The sequence below is a fragment of the Ancylobacter mangrovi genome (assembly GCF_024752335.1).
Lineage (GTDB): Bacteria > Pseudomonadota > Alphaproteobacteria > Rhizobiales > Xanthobacteraceae > Ancylobacter > Ancylobacter mangrovi.
Genome location: NZ_JANTHY010000002.1, coordinates 592,537 through 610,745 on the forward strand (window position 1 = coordinate 592,537; position 18,209 = coordinate 610,745).

Here is an 18,209-nt window from a genome sequence, read left to right on the forward strand (position 1 = left end):
GGCGCCCGCCGCAGCCGGATTCCCCCGCCTGCCGGAGCCCCGCCTTGCCCGATCTCTCCTCCTTCCCGATCGCCGCCCGCTGGCCCGCCCAGCATCCCGACAAGCTCCAGCTCTATTCGTTTCCGACGCCGAACGGCGTGAAGGTCTCGATCATGCTGGAGGAGAGCGGCCTGCCCTACGAGGCGCACACCATCAATATCGGCGCCAATGAGACCTGGACGCCGGAGTTCCTCTCGCTGAACCCGAACGGCAAGATCCCCGCCATACTCGACCCCGACGGGCCGGGCGGAAAGCCGATCGGCCTGTTCGAATCCGGCGCCATCCTGATCTATCTCGCGGAGAAGACCGGCAGGTTCCTGCCGCAGGACCCGGCCGCGCGCTACCAGACCATCGAATGGGTGATGTGGCAGATGGCCGGCCTCGGGCCGATGTTCGGCCAGCTCGGCTTCTTCCACAAATTCGCCGGCGCCGCCTATGAGGACAAGCGTCCGCGCGAGCGCTACGCCACCGAGAGCGCGCGGCTGATCCGGGTGCTGGAGGACCGGCTCGCCGGGCGCGAATGGATCATGGGCGCGGACTACACCATCGCCGACATCGCCTGCCTCGGCTGGGTGCGCAACCTCGTCGGCTTCTACGGCGCGGGCGAGCTCGTCGCCTATGACGAGCTGAAGAACGTGCCGGCCTGGCTGGAGCGCGGCCTCGCCCGGCCGGCGGTCGAGCGCGGGCTGAACATTCCCCCGCGGCCCTGACGCGCGCGGGCCGGGACGATCACGCCCGCCGGGTGCGCTGTCGCGTCCCGGCGGGCGTGATGGCAGCCCGGCGGATTTGCCCTATAAGCTCGGCAGCCGAGGTTCCGGCGCGAAGGTGAGGTGTTGGCGATGAACAGGCCCGTTCCCATGCCGCAGACGGCGGGCAGCCCGGCCGCGCTGCCGGAAGGCCACCCGCCGGTCGCGTTCGGGAAGATCGGCGTGCTCATCGTCAATCTCGGCACGCCGGACGGCACCGACTACTGGTCGATGCGCCGCTACCTGAAGGAGTTCCTCTCCGACCGGCGCGTGATCGAGGTCAACCGCGCGCTGTGGTGGTTCCTGCTCAACGTCGTCATCCTGTCGAAGCGCCCGCAGGCCAAGGGCCGCGACTACGCGACGATCTGGAACAAGGAGCGCGACGAGGGGCCGCTGCGCACCATCACCCGCGCGCAGTCGGAAAAGCTCGCCGCGCGCCTGTCGGGACGGGACCCGCGGCTCGTCTTCGACTGGGCGATGCGCTACGGCAATCCCTCCATCGCCTCGCGCATCGAGGCGCTGCAGAAGGCCGGCTGCGAGCGCATCCTGCTGGTGCCGCTCTATCCCCAATACGCCGCCGCCACCTCGGCGACGGTGTGCGACGCCGCCTTCGACGCGCTGAAGAAGATGCGCTGGCAGCCGGTGCTGCGGGTCGCCCCGCCCTGGCCGGACGAGCCGGCCTATATCGACGCGCTGGCGCAATCGATCGAGACCTCGCTCGGCGCGCTCGACTGGGAGCCGGAGCTGGTGCTGGCCTCGTTCCACGGCATTCCGAAGGACTATTTCGACAAGGGCGACCCCTACCAGTGCTACTGCCACAAGACCGCGCGGCTGCTGCGCGCGCGGCTGGGCTGGCCGGAGGAGAAGCTGCGCGTCACCTTCCAGTCGCGCTTCGGCAAGGCCGAGTGGCTGCAGCCCTACACCGACAAGACGGTGGAGGCGCTGGCGACCTCGGGCGTGAAGCGGCTCGCCGTCATCACCCCCGGCTTCGTCGCCGACTGCCTGGAGACGCTGGAGGAGATCGGCGGCGAGAACGCCGAGATCTTCCACCACCATGGCGGCGAGAAGTTCCACTTCATCAACTGCCTGAACGATTCCGAACCCGGCATGGACGTGCTGGAAACGGTGGTGCGCCGCGAGCTGATGGGCTGGGCCGAGCTGGGCTGACGAGATTCACGTGAGTAGGGCCTGATGTCCCCGGAGCGTCGATCTGGAGAGACCCTTGATATACGAAAGCTCACCTTGGAAGTCGCAGCTTGCTCGCGCCGCGAAAGTCATCGCGAGGTGTAGTGAAAAAAGAACATGCTCAGAGAGCCGCTCCTTTCAACTCGAAAAGGAGATATTTTTGGCAGCATATATAATCAGAAAACTCGATAATGCACATAAAATTTCAACCAAAATACTTAAATCTGATATAAGCATCACAAAATATCCATCAAAATGTAAGGGTATAAATCAATTAAACAGCCCCCATCTTGAACGTTTTTTTGATTTCCAGTCCGGCATAAATGCAGAAATTACAGTACGGCGACTTCTAAATATTGTGATACATAGCTTCGTATTCCAAGAAGTTATAGATGATCTTAATCGTTGCGAATCGTTTCTTGTTACATCCGATAATGAGGTGTCCAAATCTATATTCTTAGTCAATATTTCTTCTTTCGTTGCATTGATGCGGCGGGTAGCTGACGACGAGCCTGACCGACTTCGGTGGACACGGAATACATCTACGGGAAGGTTCGACGTCTGGGTCGGTGAAGACTGATCCGCTTGTTGCTGCCGTATCTACGTCGGCTAAAGGCCGGCCGGGCTGCCCCGTATTGCTGAAAACAAAACGGCCGGCGTGGTGACACGCCGGCCGTTCGCGTTTTCGGGGCCGTCAGGCGGCGGGGGCGGATGCCCCCGCGCCGTTCCGATCAGTCGGTCTTCTCGGACGCCTTCTTGAGCGCGGCGCCCAGGATGTCGCCGAGCGAAGCGCCCGAATCCTGCGAGCCGAACTGCGCCACGGCTTCCTTCTCCTCGGCGATCTCGAGCGCCTTGATGGAGACCTGCACCTTGCGCGCCTTGCGATCGAACAGGGTGACGCGGGCGTCGAACTTCTCGCCGACCGCGAAGCGGTCCGGACGCTGGTCGCCGCGGTCGCGGGCCAGTTCCGAGCGCTTGACGAAGGTGGTCATGTCGGTGCCGACGATCTTCACGTCGACGCCGCCTTCCTTCACGTCGATCACTTCGCAGGTTACGATCGCGCCCTTGCGGAGCTCGCCCGCGTCCTGGAAGGGGTCGCCGGCGAGCTGCTTCACGCCGAGCGAGATGCGCTCCTTGTCGACGTCGACGTCGAGCACGACGGCGCGGACCACATCGCCCTTCTTGAACTCGTCGATGACCTGCTCGCCCGGACGGTTCCAGTCGAGGTCGGACAGGTGCACCATGCCGTCGACGTCGCCGTCGAGGCCCAGGAACAGGCCGAACTCGGTCTTGTTCTTGACCTCGCCCTCGACCGTCGCGCCCGAGGGGTACTTCTCGGCGAAGGCTTCCCACGGGTTCTGCAGGGTCTGCTTGAGACCCAGCGAGATGCGGCGCTTGACCGGATCCACCTCGAGGATCGCGACTTCCACTTCCTGCGAAGTGGCGACGATCTTGCCGGGGTGGACGTTCTTCTTGGTCCAGCTCATCTCGGAGACGTGGATCAGGCCCTCGATCCCCGGCTCCAGCTCGACGAACGCGCCGTAGTCGGTGATGTTGGTCACGCGGCCCTTGAAGCGGGCGCCGACCGGGTACTTGGCCTCGATGCCCTCCCACGGATCGCCGAGCAGCTGCTTCATGCCGAGCGAGATGCGGTGGGTCTCGTGGTTGATCTTGATGATCTTCACCTTGACCGTCTGGCCGATGGTGAGCACCTCGGTCGGGTGGTTCACGCGCCGCCAGGCGATGTCGGTGACGTGCAGCAGGCCGTCAATGCCGCCAAGGTCGACGAACGCACCGTAGTCGGTGATGTTCTTGACCACGCCGTCGATGACCTGACCCTCTTCGAGGTTCTGCACCAGCTCGTGGCGCTGCTCGGCGCGGGTCTCTTCGAGAACCGTGCGGCGCGAGACCACGATGTTGCCGCGGCGACGGTCCATCTTGAGGATCTGGAACGGCTGCGGGTTGTGCATCAGCGGGCCGACGTCGCGGATCGGACGGATGTCGACCTGGGAGCGCGGCAGGAACGCCACGGCGCCGTCGAGGTCGACCGTGAAGCCGCCCTTGACCTGGTTGAAGATCACGCCGGAGACCTTCTCCTGGGCGTTGAACGCCTTCTCGAGGCGGACCCAGCTCTCCTCGCGGCGCGCCTTGTCGCGCGAGAGGACGGCCTCGCCGAGCGCGTTCTCGACACGCTCCAGATAGACCTCGACCTCGTCGCCGACCTTGATTTCCTGGTCGCGGCCGGGGCCGGCAAATTCACGCAGTGCCACCCGGCCCTCGGTCTTCAGACCGATGTCGATGATGGCGAGGTCCTTCTCGATGGCGACCACGGTGCCCTTGACGACCGTGCCCTCGGCGGGCTCGGCGTGGGAGAAGCTCTCCTCGAGCATCGCGGCGAAATCGTCGCGGGACGCAAGTGCGGTTTCGGTTGCGGACATATAAGCTCCTGAGCCAGACGGATTGCGCCGGTTGGGTTGTCGGGCGCCCCCTCTCCCACGGGCACCGGGTCTGGCGATCCCGGTGCTGCCCCGAAACACGGGGCCCGGCGCTGTGGCCGTGGAAAAGGCGGCGTAGACGCTTTCGGAACGCGGCGATCCCGGACGGTGCCGCCCGGGCGATGCGCAACGCTCCGATACTGGATGGCGGGTGGATGCCGGGCACGGCGCGGTGCCGTACCGGATGCCCGTCACATGCCCCTGCCCGCCATCGGCCGGCGATCCGTCCCGCTGCCCTCCCGCTGCCGTATCAACGGCACGCGCGGGAAAAGCTGGAGAGGCCTGGCAGGCCCGAACCGGACCGCCCGGAGGCCGGTGCGGAAGGTCGGGCCGGCGGCGGCCGATCGTCCGTCCCGGCACGCCGACAAGGGCACGCGCAGGGCAGGGACGGCACGCCTCACCTGATATGGATCGTGGACGGCCTTTGGCGAGGGCCGAAACTCTCACGTCCGAGCGACCGGTCGACGGCGCGGCGGGCTACCTCCTACAGGGGCGACGCTTCGCCTCGCCCCGGCCCGCCCGGGCGGCCCACCTTCAGGTAAGGGCGCGCGGACGCGCCGTTCCTAGCGCAAGGGGAGGGGGAAGGCAAGATTCAACCCGCCGGCCGCGGCCGGCGGCGCGGCGGCAGAGGCGGCCGGCCCGGCACCCGCCGGCGCGAGCTGGGCCGGGGCCGAGGGGTAGCCGAAATAGAAGCCCTGCGCCTGGGTGCAGCCTTCCGCCTGCAGCACGGCGAGCTGGTCGCGCGTCTCCACCCCCTCCGCCAGCACCCGGATGTTGAGGCTGCGCCCCAGCGCGAGCACCGCGCGCATGATGGCGAGCGACTGCTGGTCGGTGGCGAGGTCGCGGATGAAGGCGCGGTCGAGCTTGATGCGGTCGAACGGAAAGGTGCGCAGCGTCGCCAGCGAGGAATAGCCGGTGCCGAAATCGTCGATGGCCACCGTCACGCCGAGCGCGCGGATGCCCTCCATCGCCCGCAGCGCCTTGGAGCGGTTGCGGATGATCGCGGTCTCGGTGATCTCGAGCTCCAGCCTCGCCGGGGCGAGGCCGGTGTCGCGCAGCACCTCGGCGACGAGGCGCGGCAGGTCGATATGGCCGAGCTGGACCGCGGAGATGTTGACCGCGATCGACATGCGCGGGTCCCAGCGCGCCGCTTCCGCGCAGGCGGTGCGCAGCACCCATTCGCCGAGCGGCAGAATGAGGCCGGTCTCCTCCGCCAGCGGCACGAACTCGGCCGGCTCGATCAGGCCGCGCGTGGGGTGGTTCCAGCGCAGCAGCGCCTCGTAGCCGATGATCTCGCCGCGCTCGAAATCGGTCTGAACCTGGTAGTGCAGGGCGAAATGGCCCTCCTCGAGCGAGGTCCGCATCTCGGCCGCGAGGTCGCGCCGCGCGCGGGCCGCCTCGTCCATGGTGGCGTCGTAGTAGCAGACCGCGCGGGTGACGTCGGACTTGGCGCGGTACATGGCGAGGTCGGCATTGCCGACCAGCCGGGCGCTGGTGTCGCCATCGTCGGGATAGATGGACAGGCCGATGCTGCCGCCGCCGAGAATGTCGCTCTCGCCGAGCCTGATCGGCTCGAACAGCGCCTCCTCCAGCCGCACGCCGAACTCCTTGACCTCCTCGTCGGCCGAGAAGCGCTTCACGGCGGCGAACTCGTCGCCGCCCATGCGGGCGATCAGCTCGCCCTCCTGCAACATGGCGGAAAAGCGCCCGGCGACGATGCGCAGCACCGAATCGCCGGCATCGTGGCCGTAGAGGTCGTTGACCTCCTTGAACTTGTCGAGGTCGATGATGGCGACGGCGAGCTTGCCCGCCTGCGCGCTCGCGCGAGCGAGCTCGGCATCGAGCCGGCCGACGAAATGGGTGCGGTTGGGCAGGCCGGTCAGCCCGTCGCTAAGCGCCAGCCGGCGCAGCGTGTCGACGTTCTGCTCGGTGACGTCGGAATCGATCAGATAGCTCGCCACGCCGGTGCCGAGCAGCAGCAGCAGGCCGCCGGTGACCGCGACCGCCAGCCCCTCGGTGCCGCCCGTGGCCCCGGCCCCCGCCGGCGCGAGCGCCGTCACCGTGACCGCCGCCATGCCGGTGAAGTGCAGCGTGACCACGCTGGAGGTGAACGCGGCGAGCGCGATCCAGCGATGCCCGGCCGCCACCGCATGGGCGAAGACGATGCCGAAGCCGAGCGCCGCGACGACCGACAGCACCACATAGGTCGGGTCCCACTGCACGAAGCCGTCGACGCTGTAGGCGAACATGCCGAGATAGTGCATGGCCGAGACCGACAGGCCGAGCACCACGCCGGACAGGGTGGTGCGGGCGAACGAGGGGGCGTGGATCATGAAGAAGGCCAGCGCGCCGCCGGCGATCATGACCAGCAGCGAGGCCAGGGTGCGCACCGGGTCGTACTGGGCGGGAATGTCGGTGCGGTAGGCGAGGATGGCGATGAAATGCGTGCACCAGACCGAGCAGCCGGCGGCGACGGCAGCCATGAAAATCCACCCGCCGCGCTGGATGCCGGTGCGCTCCTGCGCGCGCCGGAACAGCTCGATCGTCACATAGCCGCCGCCGAGGCAGACGAGCGCGGCAAGTGCCACCAGACGCAGGTCATGGAACGCCACGAGGCAGGTGAGAACACGCATCTATTGACCACCCCGGCGCCCGCCGCGCGAAGTCCACATTCATGGAATGTCGAAGATGTGGCCCCGACCGACCGAACAGCGACGGTTACCGTCATCGTGGCGCGCGCGACTATCTACACGCAAGTGCAGTTGAATGCGAGTCAATTCTCGCCGGTATTTCATACGTCGGGGCGGGCGAGCCAGACGTCCATCACCCATCCCTTGCGCGCCCTCACCTCGGCGCGCCGGGCAAGGATCGCCTCGCCCACCTCGGCCAACGGCCCGGCCAGAAGGACCTCGTCGGGCGTGCCGAGATAAGCCCCCCACCACACGCGCCCGGCCCAGCCGCGCTCGATCAGCGCGCGAAGGCCGGTGCCGTCGTCGAGCAGCGCCACGAAGGCGGGGGCCTCGGGCGTCGCGCCGGCGACGCGCCGGCCGGTGGTCACCTCCACCGGCTCGCCGATGCCGTTGAGCGGGATCGCGTGCGCGGCGCACAGCGCCTGGATCGCGCAGATGCCCGGGACCACCTCGACCTCGAATGGCGGGGCGGCGGGCGCAGTTACGGAGCGGGCGGTGTCGAGCACCCGCAGCGTCGAATCGTAGAGCATCGGGTCGCCCCAGACGAGGAAGGCGCCGACCCCGTCCGGCGCGATCTCCTCGTCGATCAGCCGCGCGAAGATCTCCGCCCGCGCGGCGTGCCAGGCCTCGACCCCGGCGCGGTAGCCGCTCTCGGCCGAGCGCTTCGGGCTGGCGGCGGTGACCGAGCGCCACGGCGCGCGGCGATGGGTGCGCAGGATCGCCTCGCGCATCTCGATCAGCTCGGCGGCCGCCTCGCCCTTGTCGAGGAAGAAGAACACGTCGGCGCGGTTGATCGCCTCCACCGCGCGAAGGGTCAGCGCGGCGGGGTCGCCCATGCCGATGCCGATGACGAGAACGCGCCGCATCGGCCTTCCTCAGCCCTGCGCCGGCGACGTGCCGGCCTCCTCGCGCGCGTCGAACACTTTGCGCGCCACGAACAGCGCATCGAGCGCGGCGGGGAAGCCGGCATAGAGCGCCATCTGCATGATGGTCTCGATCACCTCCTGCCGGCTCGCCCCGCAGTTCAGCGCCGAGCCGATATGCACCTCCAGCTCGCGCTGGGCATGGCCGAGGCAGACCAGCCCGGCCACGGTGGCGAGCAGGCGCGTGCGCAGGTCGAGGCCCGGGCGCGAATAGATGTCGCCATAGCCGAACTCGAAGATGTAGCGCGCGAAGTCCGGGGCGACGTCGGCGAGCGCGGCCATCACCTCCTCGCCGGAGCGGCCGGTGATGCGCGCGAGCTGCGCCTTGCCACGGGCGAGGCGTTCGTCGCCGATGTCGTCGCGGGACAGGGCCCCGTCGCCGGGGCGGGTCTCGTCGGCCATGCGGCTCACTCCATTCCGGGGGCGGGAGGGGCGGTGCGGGCCGCGACGATCTCGAGCGCGCGAGCGACGCTCTCGGCCGCGCTGAGCGCGGTGTTGTCGAGCTCGACGGCGTCGGGCGCCTTGACCAGCGGGGCGCTGGCGCGGCCGCTGTCGCGCGCGTCGCGCCGGCGGATGTCCTCCAGCACCGTCGTCTCGCTCACCGCCTCGCCGCGCTGGGAAAGCTCGCGATAGCGCCGGGCGGCGCGCGCCTCCGGGCTCGCGGTGACGAAGATCTTCACCTCGGCCTGCGGCGCGATGACGGTGCCGATGTCGCGCCCGTCCAGCACCGCCCCGCCCGGCCGGGCGGCGAAATCGCGCTGCAGCTTCAACAGCGCCGCGCGCACCTGCGGAAGGGCGGCGACGCGCGAGGCCGCCTCGCCCACCGGCCCGGACTTCAGCGCCTCGGGATCGAAGGCGGCGAGGTCGAGCTCCCCCGCCAGCGCGGCGAGGGCGGCGGCGTCCTTGAGATCGAGGCCGCGCGTCAGCGCCGCGAACCCGACCGCGCGATAGAGCAGGCCGGTGTCGAGATGGGGCAGGCCGAACCGCGCCGCCAGCGCCCGGGCGACGGTGCCCTTGCCCGAGGCGGCCGGCCCGTCGATGGCGATGATCACGCCGCGTCCCCGGCGAGCGCGATGTCCGCGCCGAGCCCGGTCATCAGCGGCACGAAGTCGGGAAAGCTGGTGGCGATGAAGGAGACGTCGTCGATCGTCATCGGCTTTTCGGCGACGAGCCCCATCATCAGGAAGCTCATGGCGATGCGATGGTCCATGTGGGTCGCCACCGTGCCGCCGCCGGGAACGCGGCCGCGGCCCTCGACGACGAGGTCGTCGCCCTCGATCGCGAACGCGACGCCCCCCGCCTCCAGCCCCGCGGCGACGGCGGCGAGACGGTCGGATTCCTTGACGCGGAGTTCGGACAGGCCGCGCATGCGGGTGGTACCCTCCGCGCAGGCGGCGGCAACGGCGAGCACGGGGTATTCGTCGATCATCGAGGGCGCGCGCGCCGCCGGCACGTCGACCCCCTTCAGCGCCGAGGCCCGCACGCGCAGATCCGCGACGCTCTCCCCGCCCTCGGTCCGGGCGTCGAGGAACTCGATCGCCGCGCCCATCTCCTGAAGCGTGGTCAGGAGTCCGGTGCGCAGCGGGTTGGTCATCACACCGCGGATGGTCACCTCGGATCCGGGAACGATCAGCGCCGCCACCAGCGGGAAGGCGGCCGAGGAAGGATCGGCCGGCACGCGCACCGGCGCCGGCTTCAGCTCAGGGCGGCCCTTCAGCGTGACCTTGCGGCCATGCGCGCCATGCGGCTCGACCCGCACCTCGGCGCCGAAATGGGCGAGCATGCGCTCGGTGTGGTCGCGGCTCGCCTCCTTCTCGATCAGCGTCGTCTCGCCGGGTGCGCCGAGGCCCGCGAGCAGCACCGCCGACTTGATCTGCGCCGAGGCGACCGGGCTCTCATAGGTGATCGGGATCAGGTCGCGCGGGCCGCGCAGCGTCAGCGGCAGGCGCCCGCCTTCGGCCTCGTCCAGCACCTCGACGCCCATCTTCTCCAGCGGGTCGAGGATGCGGCGCATCGGCCGCTTGCGAAGGCTGGCGTCGCCGTCGAAGGTCGCGGTGATCGGGTTGCCGGCGACCACGCCCATCATCAGCCGCGAGCCGGTGCCCGCATTGCCGAAGTCGAGCGGGCCGTCCGGCGCCTGAAGCCCGCCGACACCAACGCCGCGCACCCGCCAGGCGCCCGGGCCGAGCCGCTCGACATTGGCCCCGAGGGCGGCGCAGGCGCGCGCCGTGTTGAGCACGTCCTCGCCTTCCAGCAGGCCGGTGATCTCGGTCTCGCCCACCGCCAGCGTGCCGAAGATCAGCGCCCGGTGCGACACCGACTTGTCGCCCGGCACCTCGATCGTGCCCGCGAGCGGGCCGGAGCGGGAGGCGCGGGCGGGGAGCGGTGCGCTTCCATGACCGCTGGATGCCGCATCCTTCGCGGGGGCGGCGTCCCTGGCGGAAGACGGGGAAGCGGTGGTGCTCATCTGACGCCCTTTCTGCCGCGCGGTATCCATGTGAGGGCCTCCTCGCGGGGGTCGCGCCGGCGGTGAACGGGCGCCGTCCTAGCACGAGGCCGTCATTGGCGTCACGAGAAAGCAAATGCGGCTTGACTCCTCGAAGCCGCCGGTTCAATGGGAGCACCCTTTCGTCACCACTTTCTGAGGTTCCGAACCGTGGTGAAACCTGATTTAGGCACCAAACGCGTCTGCCCGGTCACCGGGCGGAAGTTCTACGACCTGAACAAGGACCCCGTGATCTCGCCCTATACCGGGCAGGTCGTCCCGATCGCCGTGCCGGTGGCACGTGGCGGGCGACCCGACACGCCTCGTCCCACCGCCGAGACGGAAACCGAATCGGAGGAGAACGAGGACGTCGAGATCGTGTCGCTGGAAGAGGCCGACGAGGAGGCCACCAGCTCCAACGCGAAGGCGCCCGCCGCGTCCGACGACGACATCGAGATCGACGAGGACGTCGAATCCGATGACGACGACACCTTCCTCGAAGAAGACGAGGACGGCGAGGATGACGTGACCGATCTGATCGGCGACGGCATCGAGGACGACGAGGAAAGCTGAAAAAGCGCTGGGGACGACAGGCAAGCCGCACAGTGGAGGCTTGCAGTCTCATCCGCCATGTGCTTTACGACCGTCCGCTCCGGTTGGTTCCGGGGCGACACGCCGGGAGAAACCCAAGGCGAGGCGCCCAAAGCGCCCGCGCACCCGGCAACCCCCGGTGGGGCCATAGCTCAGTTGGGAGAGCGCTTGAATGGCATTCAAGAGGTCGGCGGTTCGATTCCGCCTGGCTCCACCAGTCTCCCCCATCGATCAAGAATAACCCGCCATCCCGCCCCGCTGGACGGCTGCGGCTCGGCACCGTCGCGCGTGAAGCCGATCTCGCCCGCGACATGAGTTGCGATGGCCTCGCCGCCGACCGGTGAAGCGAATCGGCCGTCGTGGCGCGCCGTCCGGACCGCTCAGGCGCTGAGGCGCAGCGCGGCTGCCTTGTCGTCGCGCCGGAGCTGCGCGACGTCGTGCTGAAGCACCAGCGAGCGCAGCAGCGGATGCTCCCAGATCGTCTCGCCCGGCTGCGCCGACAGCGGCGCGACCTCCAGCGGCAGCGCGGCCACCAGCGCGTCGGCGTCCTGCAGGTCGATTGGGTCCCAGCTCGCGTCGATGGCGCGCATCAGGGCCGGCCAGTCCGTCGCCTCCTTGCGCGGCTGGACATAGACGCACAGCCGCGAACGCCCGAGGCCTCGATACAGATCGATGAGCCGCAGATCGAGCGTCGGATCGGCGTCGAGATCGAACACGTCGACGCCCGGCGTACGGCCGGACGGCGAGAAATACAGGCAGGGAATGCCGTAGCTTTCCGCGATGACCATGCCGTGCAGGCTGGTCGAGACGATGCGCTCGCAGGCGCGGATCTCGTCCACCTTGTCCCGCAGCCCGTCGATCGAGACCGGCGCCACGGTGGTGATGAGATGGACGTCGTCGCGCAGCTCGTCCGGAATGAGATAGCGCTCGAGCTCGGGAAGCGGCTTTGCATCCATCTCGCGGTTGGCAAGCTCGGACAGATGCAGCACCGCGCCGATTTTCCACTTCTTGGCGACCGGGCGGTCGTAGAAGCGCGGCAGCAGCCAGACGGGGTCGCCATAGATGCCCGTCCCGCCGCTCCCGCCGCCGAGCAGCCGCTCCGAAACCGGACCGCGCGTGGCATTCACATGGAAGCGCGAATCGGCCGACGGCACGAAAGGCTCGCGCTCGGCTTCGGGCTTGCCCGGATTGCGCCAGTTCGAGCATCCGGTGCCCCAGAACCAGACATCGCCGCCGGAAAAGCCATGACCGATGGTGCCCACCGCCGCCATGCGCGGCGTGAGCGACTTCGTCGGAACGCGGTGGACCGGCTTCCCGGCCAATAGCGAGACCATGACGGGGCTCAAAGCGTCGCCAAAATTGAGATAATTCATCTGCAAAGTCGAGCCGGCCCAGGAGAGTGGAATACTACCCGTACGCTCTACGATCTCGGCGAAAGTAACAGCCATGAGGCACTCCCGTATGGTTCGGGATACAAAGAGATAAAGCCTATATCTTTGGTCGACGGCAAACAATGCTTTGACCACGTATGAAATCTATCGGCGCGCGCCGTTTCCAATCGTTTTTCGGCCGTGGCGGAGAGAGCACTTCACCGCGCCATCGGGGGATGGGGTCATGATGCGGGCCCGCACCCGCTCGCGCGGCGGAACGTGCGGGGCTGTGGAGGGTTGACTCCGATGGTTTCAGCAAAACGGGAGTTGCCGCCATGACGATCGGCGAAATGCAGCCTGCCGTGCCCGTCCCCATGCCGCCGGTGCGCGTGCGCGCGGGGTCGGCGGTGTTCGACATCGACACGCTGGACGAGGCGCTGGCCTTCGCCCAGGCCAATCTACATCCCAGGGGCGACTATGACGGCCTCATCCGCCGGCTGCAGAGCGCGGCCGATTCGGAAGAGTGCCTCGAGGCCGCGAACGCCTTCATCTGGTGGGCGGAGGCCAACGGGATCATCGCCGGCCGGGGCTGAGACGGAGCCAGGCCCGCGCGCCGGAGAGCCCGGCGCCGGGGCCTTGAAGGCTGCGGCTCGAAAAGGCTTGGCGACAGCGTCCCTTAGGGCAGGTCGGCGCTTCCGATTTTACCCTGGAACGAGGTTCCGATCCGGCCGTTGTTAGCCGGGGGGCAGATCCATCGAGGAGATTTCCCCATGACCAACCAGCAGCATCGCGGTGGTTCCGGCAACGTCGCCGACAACCGCGACAAGGCCGGCGAAGCCGGTCGCAAGGGCGCCGAGCATTCCCCCGCCCAGCAGCACAGCCAGTCCGGCGGCGACAATCGCCAGCAGGGCGGCCAGTCCGGCAACCCCGGCAACTTCTCCAACGACCGTGACCGCGCCCGCGACGCCGGCCACAAGGGCGGCCAGAAGTAGCTTTCCGGCCTGCAAAGACATGTGCGACATGCTGCCCGCTCCGGCTCCGGCCGGGGCGGGCATCGCGCGTCCGGCGCCCGGCGGCGATCGACGATGAGCGCCCGATGGTCGGCACTGCGCGCATGTGCCACGCTGCGGCATCGGCAGGCCCGGCCGACGGGCCGCTTCGAGCCGCGAGAGGGCACGATGAGCGAGGATCTCCAGATCGACGAGCCGGCCACCCCCTACCACCCCGAGGAGATGAAGGCGGTATGGGACGTGCGGCTCGGCAAGAACATGACCATCCACGCGACCGCGCGCTGGACGCCGGCCGGGGTGGTGGCGGCCGGCGTCACGGCGTCTGCGGTGCTGCTCGCGGTCGCGGCGCTGGTGCGGGCCTGCCGCACACCGCGCTGACAGCAGGTCGTTGGCGTTTGGCGGAGCCGATTTCCGAACTTCTTCCGCGCTGGCCGGTTGTCCTGTTGAAACAGGGAGGCCATGCGATGGTTCTGCATCATTCCGCCATGCCGGCCGACGACCTTCCCGACAGCCGCGAGATCCGTTTCCGGCTGCGCGGGGACAAGGACCTGATCACCTGCCTCGTCGGCTGGGACGTGCTCGACCGGCTGGGCGACAGCGAAGCCGCCAGCCGGGCCGACCGGCTCGCGCGCTTCGAGGAGCACCGCACCGGCATCGAGGCCGCCGCGATGCGCAAAGTCGATGCGTCCGGCGCGCCGGACGGCGTGCTGCGGCTGAAGGCGGCGGATATCATCCAGGAATGAACGTGCGGGAGCGCACGCGAATGACCGCGGTCAGGGCTGCATGATCTGCGGCGTGCCGCACTTGCCGGGCCCGCATTGCGGCAGCTTCGTATCCGCCGCCTCGCCCTGCGGCGGCGGCCCGGGCGGGGGCTGAAGCACCCCGGTCTCGGGCGAGCGGTCCGGCTGCGTCGGGCTGCCCGCAGGCGGGACGCCCGTCTGAGGAGCGCCGGTCTGCGGGGTGCTGCCGTCGCGCGCCGGGTCGGCCGCGGTCTGCGCGAGGGCGGGGCCGAGCGGGCCGAAGGCCAGCATGCCGCCCACAATCCATATGCCCATCTTCATGGCGAGGCCTCCTGTTTTCGGGCCAACGCCGGCACGCGCGCGCCGTTCCGCCGCGCATAGCCCGGCAAAAGGTCGCGGGTCGGCACGCGCACGGCCAATGGGCGAGCCAGAGGGCCGCGCGGCGTCAGCCGTTCACCGCCACCAGCAGCGGCGGACCCAGCGGCCACGCACCCGCACATTGCGGCAGACGCGCCGGCGCCGGCGTCGGGGCTGGACCCAGATGCGGCGCCCGTTGCGCCAGACCCAGTAGGCCTCTTCGGCCGGGGTGCCGTCCGGCGCCGCGCCGGCGAATCCCTCCGGGGCGAGGCGTTCCGGGGCAGGGACCTCCGGGACAAGCTCCTCCGCGCCGGGTGCCGGCAGGTTTCCGGCGCCGGTCAGCACCGCCGCACCGGCCGGGCCGGCGGCGAGCGAACCGAGCGCCACGGCGCCGGCGGCGGCCGCGCCCATCTCGCAGAAAGCAATCAAGAACGTCCGCCTGTCCACGGCATCCTCCCGTCCTGCCTCGCGGGCACGAGGCGTGCCCTTCGGCTCGTGATCTAGGGCGCGCATGCCGGTTGGGAGGGGCGGACGAAATTTCCTCGCGCGGACGTGAGAAAGGGCCGGGCCCGAGTGCTCAGGGCGCTCAGGGCGGGCGCGCTCAGGGCGGGGTCTGGCCGATCGTGTCGGCCATCGTCGCCCCGCGCAGGCCGAGCGGCATCGGCGTGCCGGTCGTGGTGTCGCGCGCGGTCTGGTGCTCGGTCTCCGCGTTCAGCTCGGCGCCGATCAGGATCACCACCGTCGAGATCCAGATCCAGACCATGAAGCCGATGATGGCGCCCAGCGAGCCATAGGTCTCGTTGTAGCTGGCGAAGTTGGTTGCGTACCAGGAGAAGCCCATCGAGGCGGCCATCCAGAAGAAGGCGGCCGCGATGCTGCCCACGCTGAGCCAGCGCCAGCGCGCATTGGCGCGGCTCGGGCCGTAGCGGTAGAGCAGCGCCAGCGCGAAGGCGAGCACCACGAACATCGCCGGCCACCGGCCGAGGCGCAGGAGGAGCTCCCCGCCGCCCATCGGCACATAGGCGAGGACGATGGGCAGCACCACCACCGCCCCCATGGCGGCGAGCATGATGACGATGGCGCCGACGGTGAAGACCAGCGACACCGCGTTCAGCACCAGGAAGCTGCGCTTCTCGCGCTCGACATAGACGATGTTGAGGGCGTCGAAGAGCGCCTTCATGCCGGCATTGGCGCTCCAGATCGCCAGCGCCAGGCTGAAGAAAAAGGCGAGCCCGAGCGATGCATCGCCGGTCGAGGCGATGCGCTGCACCTGGCCGCCGATCACCTCGATCGCGCCGTCCGGCAGGATGCCGCGCCACTGGCCCATCTCGGCGATGACCTCGGAAGGCTGCGCGAACAGGCCGAACAGCGAGACGAAGGCGGCGACGGCCGGAAACAGCGCCAGGATGGAATAGAAGGTGACGCCGGCGCCGATGGCGAGCACGCGGTGCTCGGAGATGTTGGCGTAGATGCGCAGCGCGATGTCGCGCCAGCCCGAGGGCGTGATCTCGTCCGGCGCGGTGGCGAGGCGCCCGCGCCCCGCGCCTGCGAAGGCGCTCGCGCCGTCATCCGCCACGGGCACGCCGGCGGGAAAGGACGGCGGCAGCGGCGGCGAGGCGCCCGGCGCGCGGCCGTTGGCGGGCGCGCTCCGGTCGACCCGAAGCTGCAGCAGGGCGGCAAGCGTGATGGTCGCCAGCGCGCCCGCGACGACCAGTCCGTCGGTCCTGCTCCGTGCGGTCACGAATGATCCCCCTCGAATGGCTGTGTCTGGTCAACAGGGACAGTCGGGCAAGGTTCCAGCGTGCGGGCGGGTGCGCAAGGGGCCGGCGGGCCGTCACGAAATGCTGACGGAAGGCGTCATATCCTCTACCCTAGGCACACCAGAATGGAGGGCGGCATGAAGAGGACATCGCTTACCTGGCTCCTGGCCGGCCTGATGGCATGCGGGCTCGCCGGCGCCGCGTCCGCCCAGACCCTGAAGGGCCTGAGCCCGCCGAACGCGACCACGCTGCAGGACGAGCCGACCCTGATGGACGGCCCGTCCGAGCCCTCGCCGCGGACCGGCGTGGTGCAGCCGCCGCCGGGCCCCGCGCCCGAGGGACAGGCGGCGAAGATCAAGCTGCCGGACTGCGTGCCGCCCAATTGCGGCACGCCGCAGATCATGGCGCCGTAAGGCACGCGCGACCGGCAACCGGTACCCGGACGGCTGACCCCGGCATCGTTCCACCGTGAGCGGATCGCGGGGAGGATGCTTGTCTTGCGCGCCCTGGCGCGCCCTCACGCGCCCTGCCCGGGGTCGGTCCCGCCATGCTGACAGCCTCCCGCCGCCCCGATCGGCGGCGGCGGCGATTCGGCTTCGCGCGCGCTCCCGGCCGACGGTGGAACGGGCCGTGACGGCCTCTCGGAAGGCCCTTGAGGCGCGCGGCGCGCCGCGATGGCGACCTTCCCATCCGTCCGCGCACGCGAACTTTCCCTCGCCATCGTCCGACGAGCGTTCCAATTGTCGCAAGCCCGGCATAGGGTTGGCGCACATTCGTCGCACGCGGCCGACTCAGCGGCCCGGCGCCGCAGGGCGGGACCAGGAGAAAAAACAGATGCAGCTCGGAATCGTCGGCCTCGGCCGCATGGGAGGAAACATCGCGCGCCGGCTCGCCAAGGCGGGGCACACCTGCGTGGTCTGGGACCGCAACGAGAGCGCCGTGCGCGAGCTGGCGGGCGAGGGCAACACCGGCGCCGCCGACCTCGCCGGCGTCGTCAAGGCGCTCGACGCGCCGCGCGCGGTGTGGGTGATGCTGCCGGCCGGCGGGCCGACCGAGGCGACGGTGGCCGAGCTCGGCACCCTGCTGTCGCCCGGCGACATCATCATCGACGGCGGCAACAGCTTCTACAAGGACGACATCCGCCGCGCCGCCGGCCTGAAGGAGAAGGGCATCTCCTATGTCGACGTCGGCACCTCGGGCGGCGTCTGGGGGCTGGAGCGCGGCTACTGCATGATGATCGGCGGCGACAAGGCGGCGGTCGACCATATCGACCCGATCCTCGCCGCGCTGGCGCCGGGCCTCGGCGACATTCCCCGCACCCCCGGCCGCGACGGCCGCGACCCGCGGGTCGAGCAGGGCTACATGCATTGCGGCCCGGCCGGCTCCGGCCACTTCGTCAAGATGGTCCACAACGGCATCGAATACGGCCTGATGCAAGCCTATGCCGAGGGCTTCGACATCCTGAAGCACAAGGATTCCACCGAGCTGCCGGAGAACGAGCGCTACACGCTCGACATGGCCGACATCGCCGAGGTGTGGCGGCGCGGCAGCGTCGTCTCCTCCTGGCTGCTCGACCTGTCGGCGATCGCGCTGGCAGAGAATGACGAGCTGTCGAACTTCTCCGGCGAGGTCGCCGATTCCGGCGAGGGCCGCTGGACGGTGATGGCGGCGGTGGAAGAGGCGGTCCCGGCCGAGGTGCTCTCCGCCGCGCTCTACAACCGCTTCCGCTCGCGCCAGGAACACACCTTCGGCGAGAAGCTGCTCTCCGCCATGCGCTTCCAGTTCGGCGGCCATGTCGAGAAGAAGTCCGGGAGCTGA

At 69.3% G+C, this 18,209-nt stretch carries 19 protein-coding genes and 1 tRNA gene; 10 read left to right on the top strand and 10 right to left on the bottom strand.

Annotated elements, in window-relative coordinates:
- Positions 1–44 precede the first annotated feature (44 nt).
- Entirely contained in the window at positions 45–749 is a 705-nt protein-coding gene (locus NVS83_RS08570) for a glutathione S-transferase N-terminal domain-containing protein (RefSeq protein ID WP_258738935.1), read from the top strand.
- A 129-nt stretch (positions 750–878) separates the two neighbouring features.
- Complete coding sequence (gene hemH, locus NVS83_RS08575) at positions 879–1,952, top strand: ferrochelatase (RefSeq protein ID WP_258738936.1); 1,074 nt, start codon at positions 879–881, stop codon at positions 1,950–1,952.
- A gap of 749 nt (positions 1,953–2,701) precedes the next feature.
- On the opposite strand, the gene rpsA is transcribed toward hemH, so the two are convergent.
- The 6 genes from rpsA to aroA all read right to left on the bottom strand — a co-directional run bounded on the left by rpsA (position 2,702) and on the right by aroA (position 10,545).
- On the bottom strand, positions 2,702–4,408 hold the full coding sequence (gene rpsA, locus NVS83_RS08580) for a 30S ribosomal protein S1 (RefSeq protein WP_258738937.1): 1,707 nt from the start codon (positions 4,406–4,408) through the stop codon (positions 2,702–2,704).
- Between the two features lie 620 nt (positions 4,409–5,028).
- On the bottom strand, positions 5,029–7,098 hold the full coding sequence (locus tag NVS83_RS08585; protein WP_258738938.1) for a putative bifunctional diguanylate cyclase/phosphodiesterase: 2,070 nt from the start codon (positions 7,096–7,098) through the stop codon (positions 5,029–5,031).
- Positions 7,099–7,256: 158 nt separating this feature from the next.
- Positions 7,257–8,021: a precorrin-6A synthase (deacetylating) gene (cobF, locus tag NVS83_RS08590; protein ID WP_258738939.1), complete on the bottom strand. Its 765-nt coding sequence runs from the start codon at positions 8,019–8,021 to the stop codon at positions 7,257–7,259.
- Between the two features lie 9 nt (positions 8,022–8,030).
- Positions 8,031–8,480 carry a carboxymuconolactone decarboxylase family protein gene (locus NVS83_RS08595; protein WP_258738940.1) on the bottom strand — a complete coding sequence of 150 codons (450 nt, stop codon included), beginning with the start codon at positions 8,478–8,480 and terminating at the stop codon, positions 8,031–8,033.
- A gap of 5 nt (positions 8,481–8,485) precedes the next feature.
- On the bottom strand, positions 8,486–9,130 hold the full coding sequence (gene cmk, locus NVS83_RS08600; protein WP_258738941.1) for a (d)CMP kinase: 645 nt from the start codon (positions 9,128–9,130) through the stop codon (positions 8,486–8,488).
- On the bottom strand, positions 9,127–10,545 hold the full coding sequence (gene aroA / locus NVS83_RS08605) for a 3-phosphoshikimate 1-carboxyvinyltransferase (RefSeq protein WP_258738942.1): 1,419 nt from the start codon (positions 10,543–10,545) through the stop codon (positions 9,127–9,129). The genes cmk and aroA overlap by 4 nt, the downstream gene beginning before the upstream one ends.
- Positions 10,546–10,734: 189 nt before the next feature.
- On the opposite strand from aroA, the gene NVS83_RS08610 reads away from it, so the two are divergent.
- Positions 10,735–11,136: a TIGR02300 family protein gene (locus NVS83_RS08610; RefSeq protein WP_258738943.1), complete on the top strand. Its 402-nt coding sequence runs from the start codon at positions 10,735–10,737 to the stop codon at positions 11,134–11,136.
- Between the two features lie 159 nt (positions 11,137–11,295).
- A tRNA-Ala gene (locus NVS83_RS08615) sits at positions 11,296–11,371 on the top strand.
- A 163-nt stretch (positions 11,372–11,534) separates the two neighbouring features.
- Here the strand turns inward: NVS83_RS08615 and NVS83_RS08620 are convergent.
- Positions 11,535–12,680, bottom strand: a complete 1,146-nt coding sequence (locus NVS83_RS08620; protein ID WP_258738944.1) for a polysaccharide pyruvyl transferase family protein — start codon at positions 12,678–12,680, stop codon at positions 11,535–11,537.
- Between the two features lie 179 nt (positions 12,681–12,859).
- Between NVS83_RS08620 and NVS83_RS08625 the strand changes: the two genes are divergently transcribed.
- The 4 genes from NVS83_RS08625 (at position 12,860) to NVS83_RS08640 (ending at position 14,277) form a co-directional block, all read left to right on the top strand.
- Positions 12,860–13,117: a hypothetical protein gene (locus NVS83_RS08625; protein WP_258738945.1), complete on the top strand. Its 258-nt coding sequence runs from the start codon at positions 12,860–12,862 to the stop codon at positions 13,115–13,117.
- A 177-nt stretch (positions 13,118–13,294) separates the two neighbouring features.
- Positions 13,295–13,516, top strand: coding sequence for a con-10 family general stress protein (locus tag NVS83_RS08630; protein WP_258732113.1), 222 nt, complete (start codon positions 13,295–13,297; stop codon positions 13,514–13,516).
- Between the two features lie 186 nt (positions 13,517–13,702).
- Positions 13,703–13,912, top strand: coding sequence for a hypothetical protein (locus tag NVS83_RS08635; protein ID WP_258738946.1), 210 nt, complete (start codon positions 13,703–13,705; stop codon positions 13,910–13,912).
- An 86-nt stretch (positions 13,913–13,998) separates the two neighbouring features.
- The gene (locus NVS83_RS08640) at positions 13,999–14,277 is read left to right on the top strand and encodes a DUF1488 family protein (protein WP_258738947.1); all 279 of its coding nucleotides are present in this window, start codon (positions 13,999–14,001) and stop codon (positions 14,275–14,277) included.
- 30 nt (positions 14,278–14,307) lie between these two features.
- Here NVS83_RS08640 and NVS83_RS08645 read toward each other — a convergent pair whose 3' ends face one another.
- From NVS83_RS08645 to NVS83_RS08655, 3 genes are all read right to left on the bottom strand, one after another.
- Positions 14,308–14,595, bottom strand: coding sequence for a hypothetical protein (locus tag NVS83_RS08645; protein WP_258738948.1), 288 nt, complete (start codon positions 14,593–14,595; stop codon positions 14,308–14,310).
- Between the two features lie 132 nt (positions 14,596–14,727).
- Positions 14,728–15,060 (bottom strand): hypothetical protein, encoded by a 333-nt coding sequence (locus tag NVS83_RS08650; protein ID WP_258738949.1) that lies wholly within the window; start codon positions 15,058–15,060, stop codon positions 14,728–14,730.
- A 172-nt stretch (positions 15,061–15,232) separates the two neighbouring features.
- Positions 15,233–16,372: a YihY/virulence factor BrkB family protein gene (locus NVS83_RS08655; protein ID WP_258738950.1), complete on the bottom strand. Its 1,140-nt coding sequence runs from the start codon at positions 16,370–16,372 to the stop codon at positions 15,233–15,235.
- Positions 16,373–16,528: 156 nt separating this feature from the next.
- On the opposite strand from NVS83_RS08655, the gene NVS83_RS08660 reads away from it, so the two are divergent.
- Both NVS83_RS08660 and gnd read left to right on the top strand, forming a co-directional pair.
- A complete protein-coding gene (locus tag NVS83_RS08660; protein WP_258738952.1) occupies positions 16,529–16,804 on the top strand; it encodes a hypothetical protein in 276 nt (91 codons plus the stop codon).
- Positions 16,805–17,021: 217 nt separating this feature from the next.
- Positions 17,022–18,209 carry a phosphogluconate dehydrogenase (NAD(+)-dependent, decarboxylating) gene (gene gnd, locus NVS83_RS08665; RefSeq protein WP_258738953.1) on the top strand — a complete coding sequence of 396 codons (1,188 nt, stop codon included), beginning with the start codon at positions 17,022–17,024 and terminating at the stop codon, positions 18,207–18,209.

Excerpts from the sequence above, each read along its gene's own strand:
- rpsA (WP_258738937.1), bottom strand. The coding sequence starts at position 4,408 with ATGTCCGCAACCGAAACCGCACTTGCGTCCCGCGACGATTTCGCCGCG.
- NVS83_RS08635 (WP_258738946.1), top strand. The coding sequence starts at position 13,703 with ATGAGCGAGGATCTCCAGATCGACGAGCCGGCCACCCCCTACCACCCC.
- NVS83_RS08640 (WP_258738947.1), top strand. The coding sequence starts at position 13,999 with ATGGTTCTGCATCATTCCGCCATGCCGGCCGACGACCTTCCCGACAGC.
- cobF (WP_258738939.1), bottom strand. The coding sequence starts at position 8,021 with ATGCGGCGCGTTCTCGTCATCGGCATCGGCATGGGCGACCCCGCCGCG.
- NVS83_RS08625 (WP_258738945.1), top strand. The coding sequence starts at position 12,860 with ATGACGATCGGCGAAATGCAGCCTGCCGTGCCCGTCCCCATGCCGCCG.
- NVS83_RS08630 (WP_258732113.1), top strand. The coding sequence starts at position 13,295 with ATGACCAACCAGCAGCATCGCGGTGGTTCCGGCAACGTCGCCGACAAC.
- NVS83_RS08595 (WP_258738940.1), bottom strand. The coding sequence starts at position 8,480 with ATGGCCGACGAGACCCGCCCCGGCGACGGGGCCCTGTCCCGCGACGAC.
- hemH (WP_258738936.1), top strand. The coding sequence starts at position 879 with ATGAACAGGCCCGTTCCCATGCCGCAGACGGCGGGCAGCCCGGCCGCG.
- NVS83_RS08585 (WP_258738938.1), bottom strand. The coding sequence starts at position 7,098 with ATGCGTGTTCTCACCTGCCTCGTGGCGTTCCATGACCTGCGTCTGGTG.
- aroA (WP_258738942.1), bottom strand. The coding sequence starts at position 10,545 with ATGAGCACCACCGCTTCCCCGTCTTCCGCCAGGGACGCCGCCCCCGCG.
- NVS83_RS08660 (WP_258738952.1), top strand. The coding sequence starts at position 16,529 with ATGAAGAGGACATCGCTTACCTGGCTCCTGGCCGGCCTGATGGCATGC.
- NVS83_RS08645 (WP_258738948.1), bottom strand. The coding sequence starts at position 14,595 with ATGAAGATGGGCATATGGATTGTGGGCGGCATGCTGGCCTTCGGCCCG.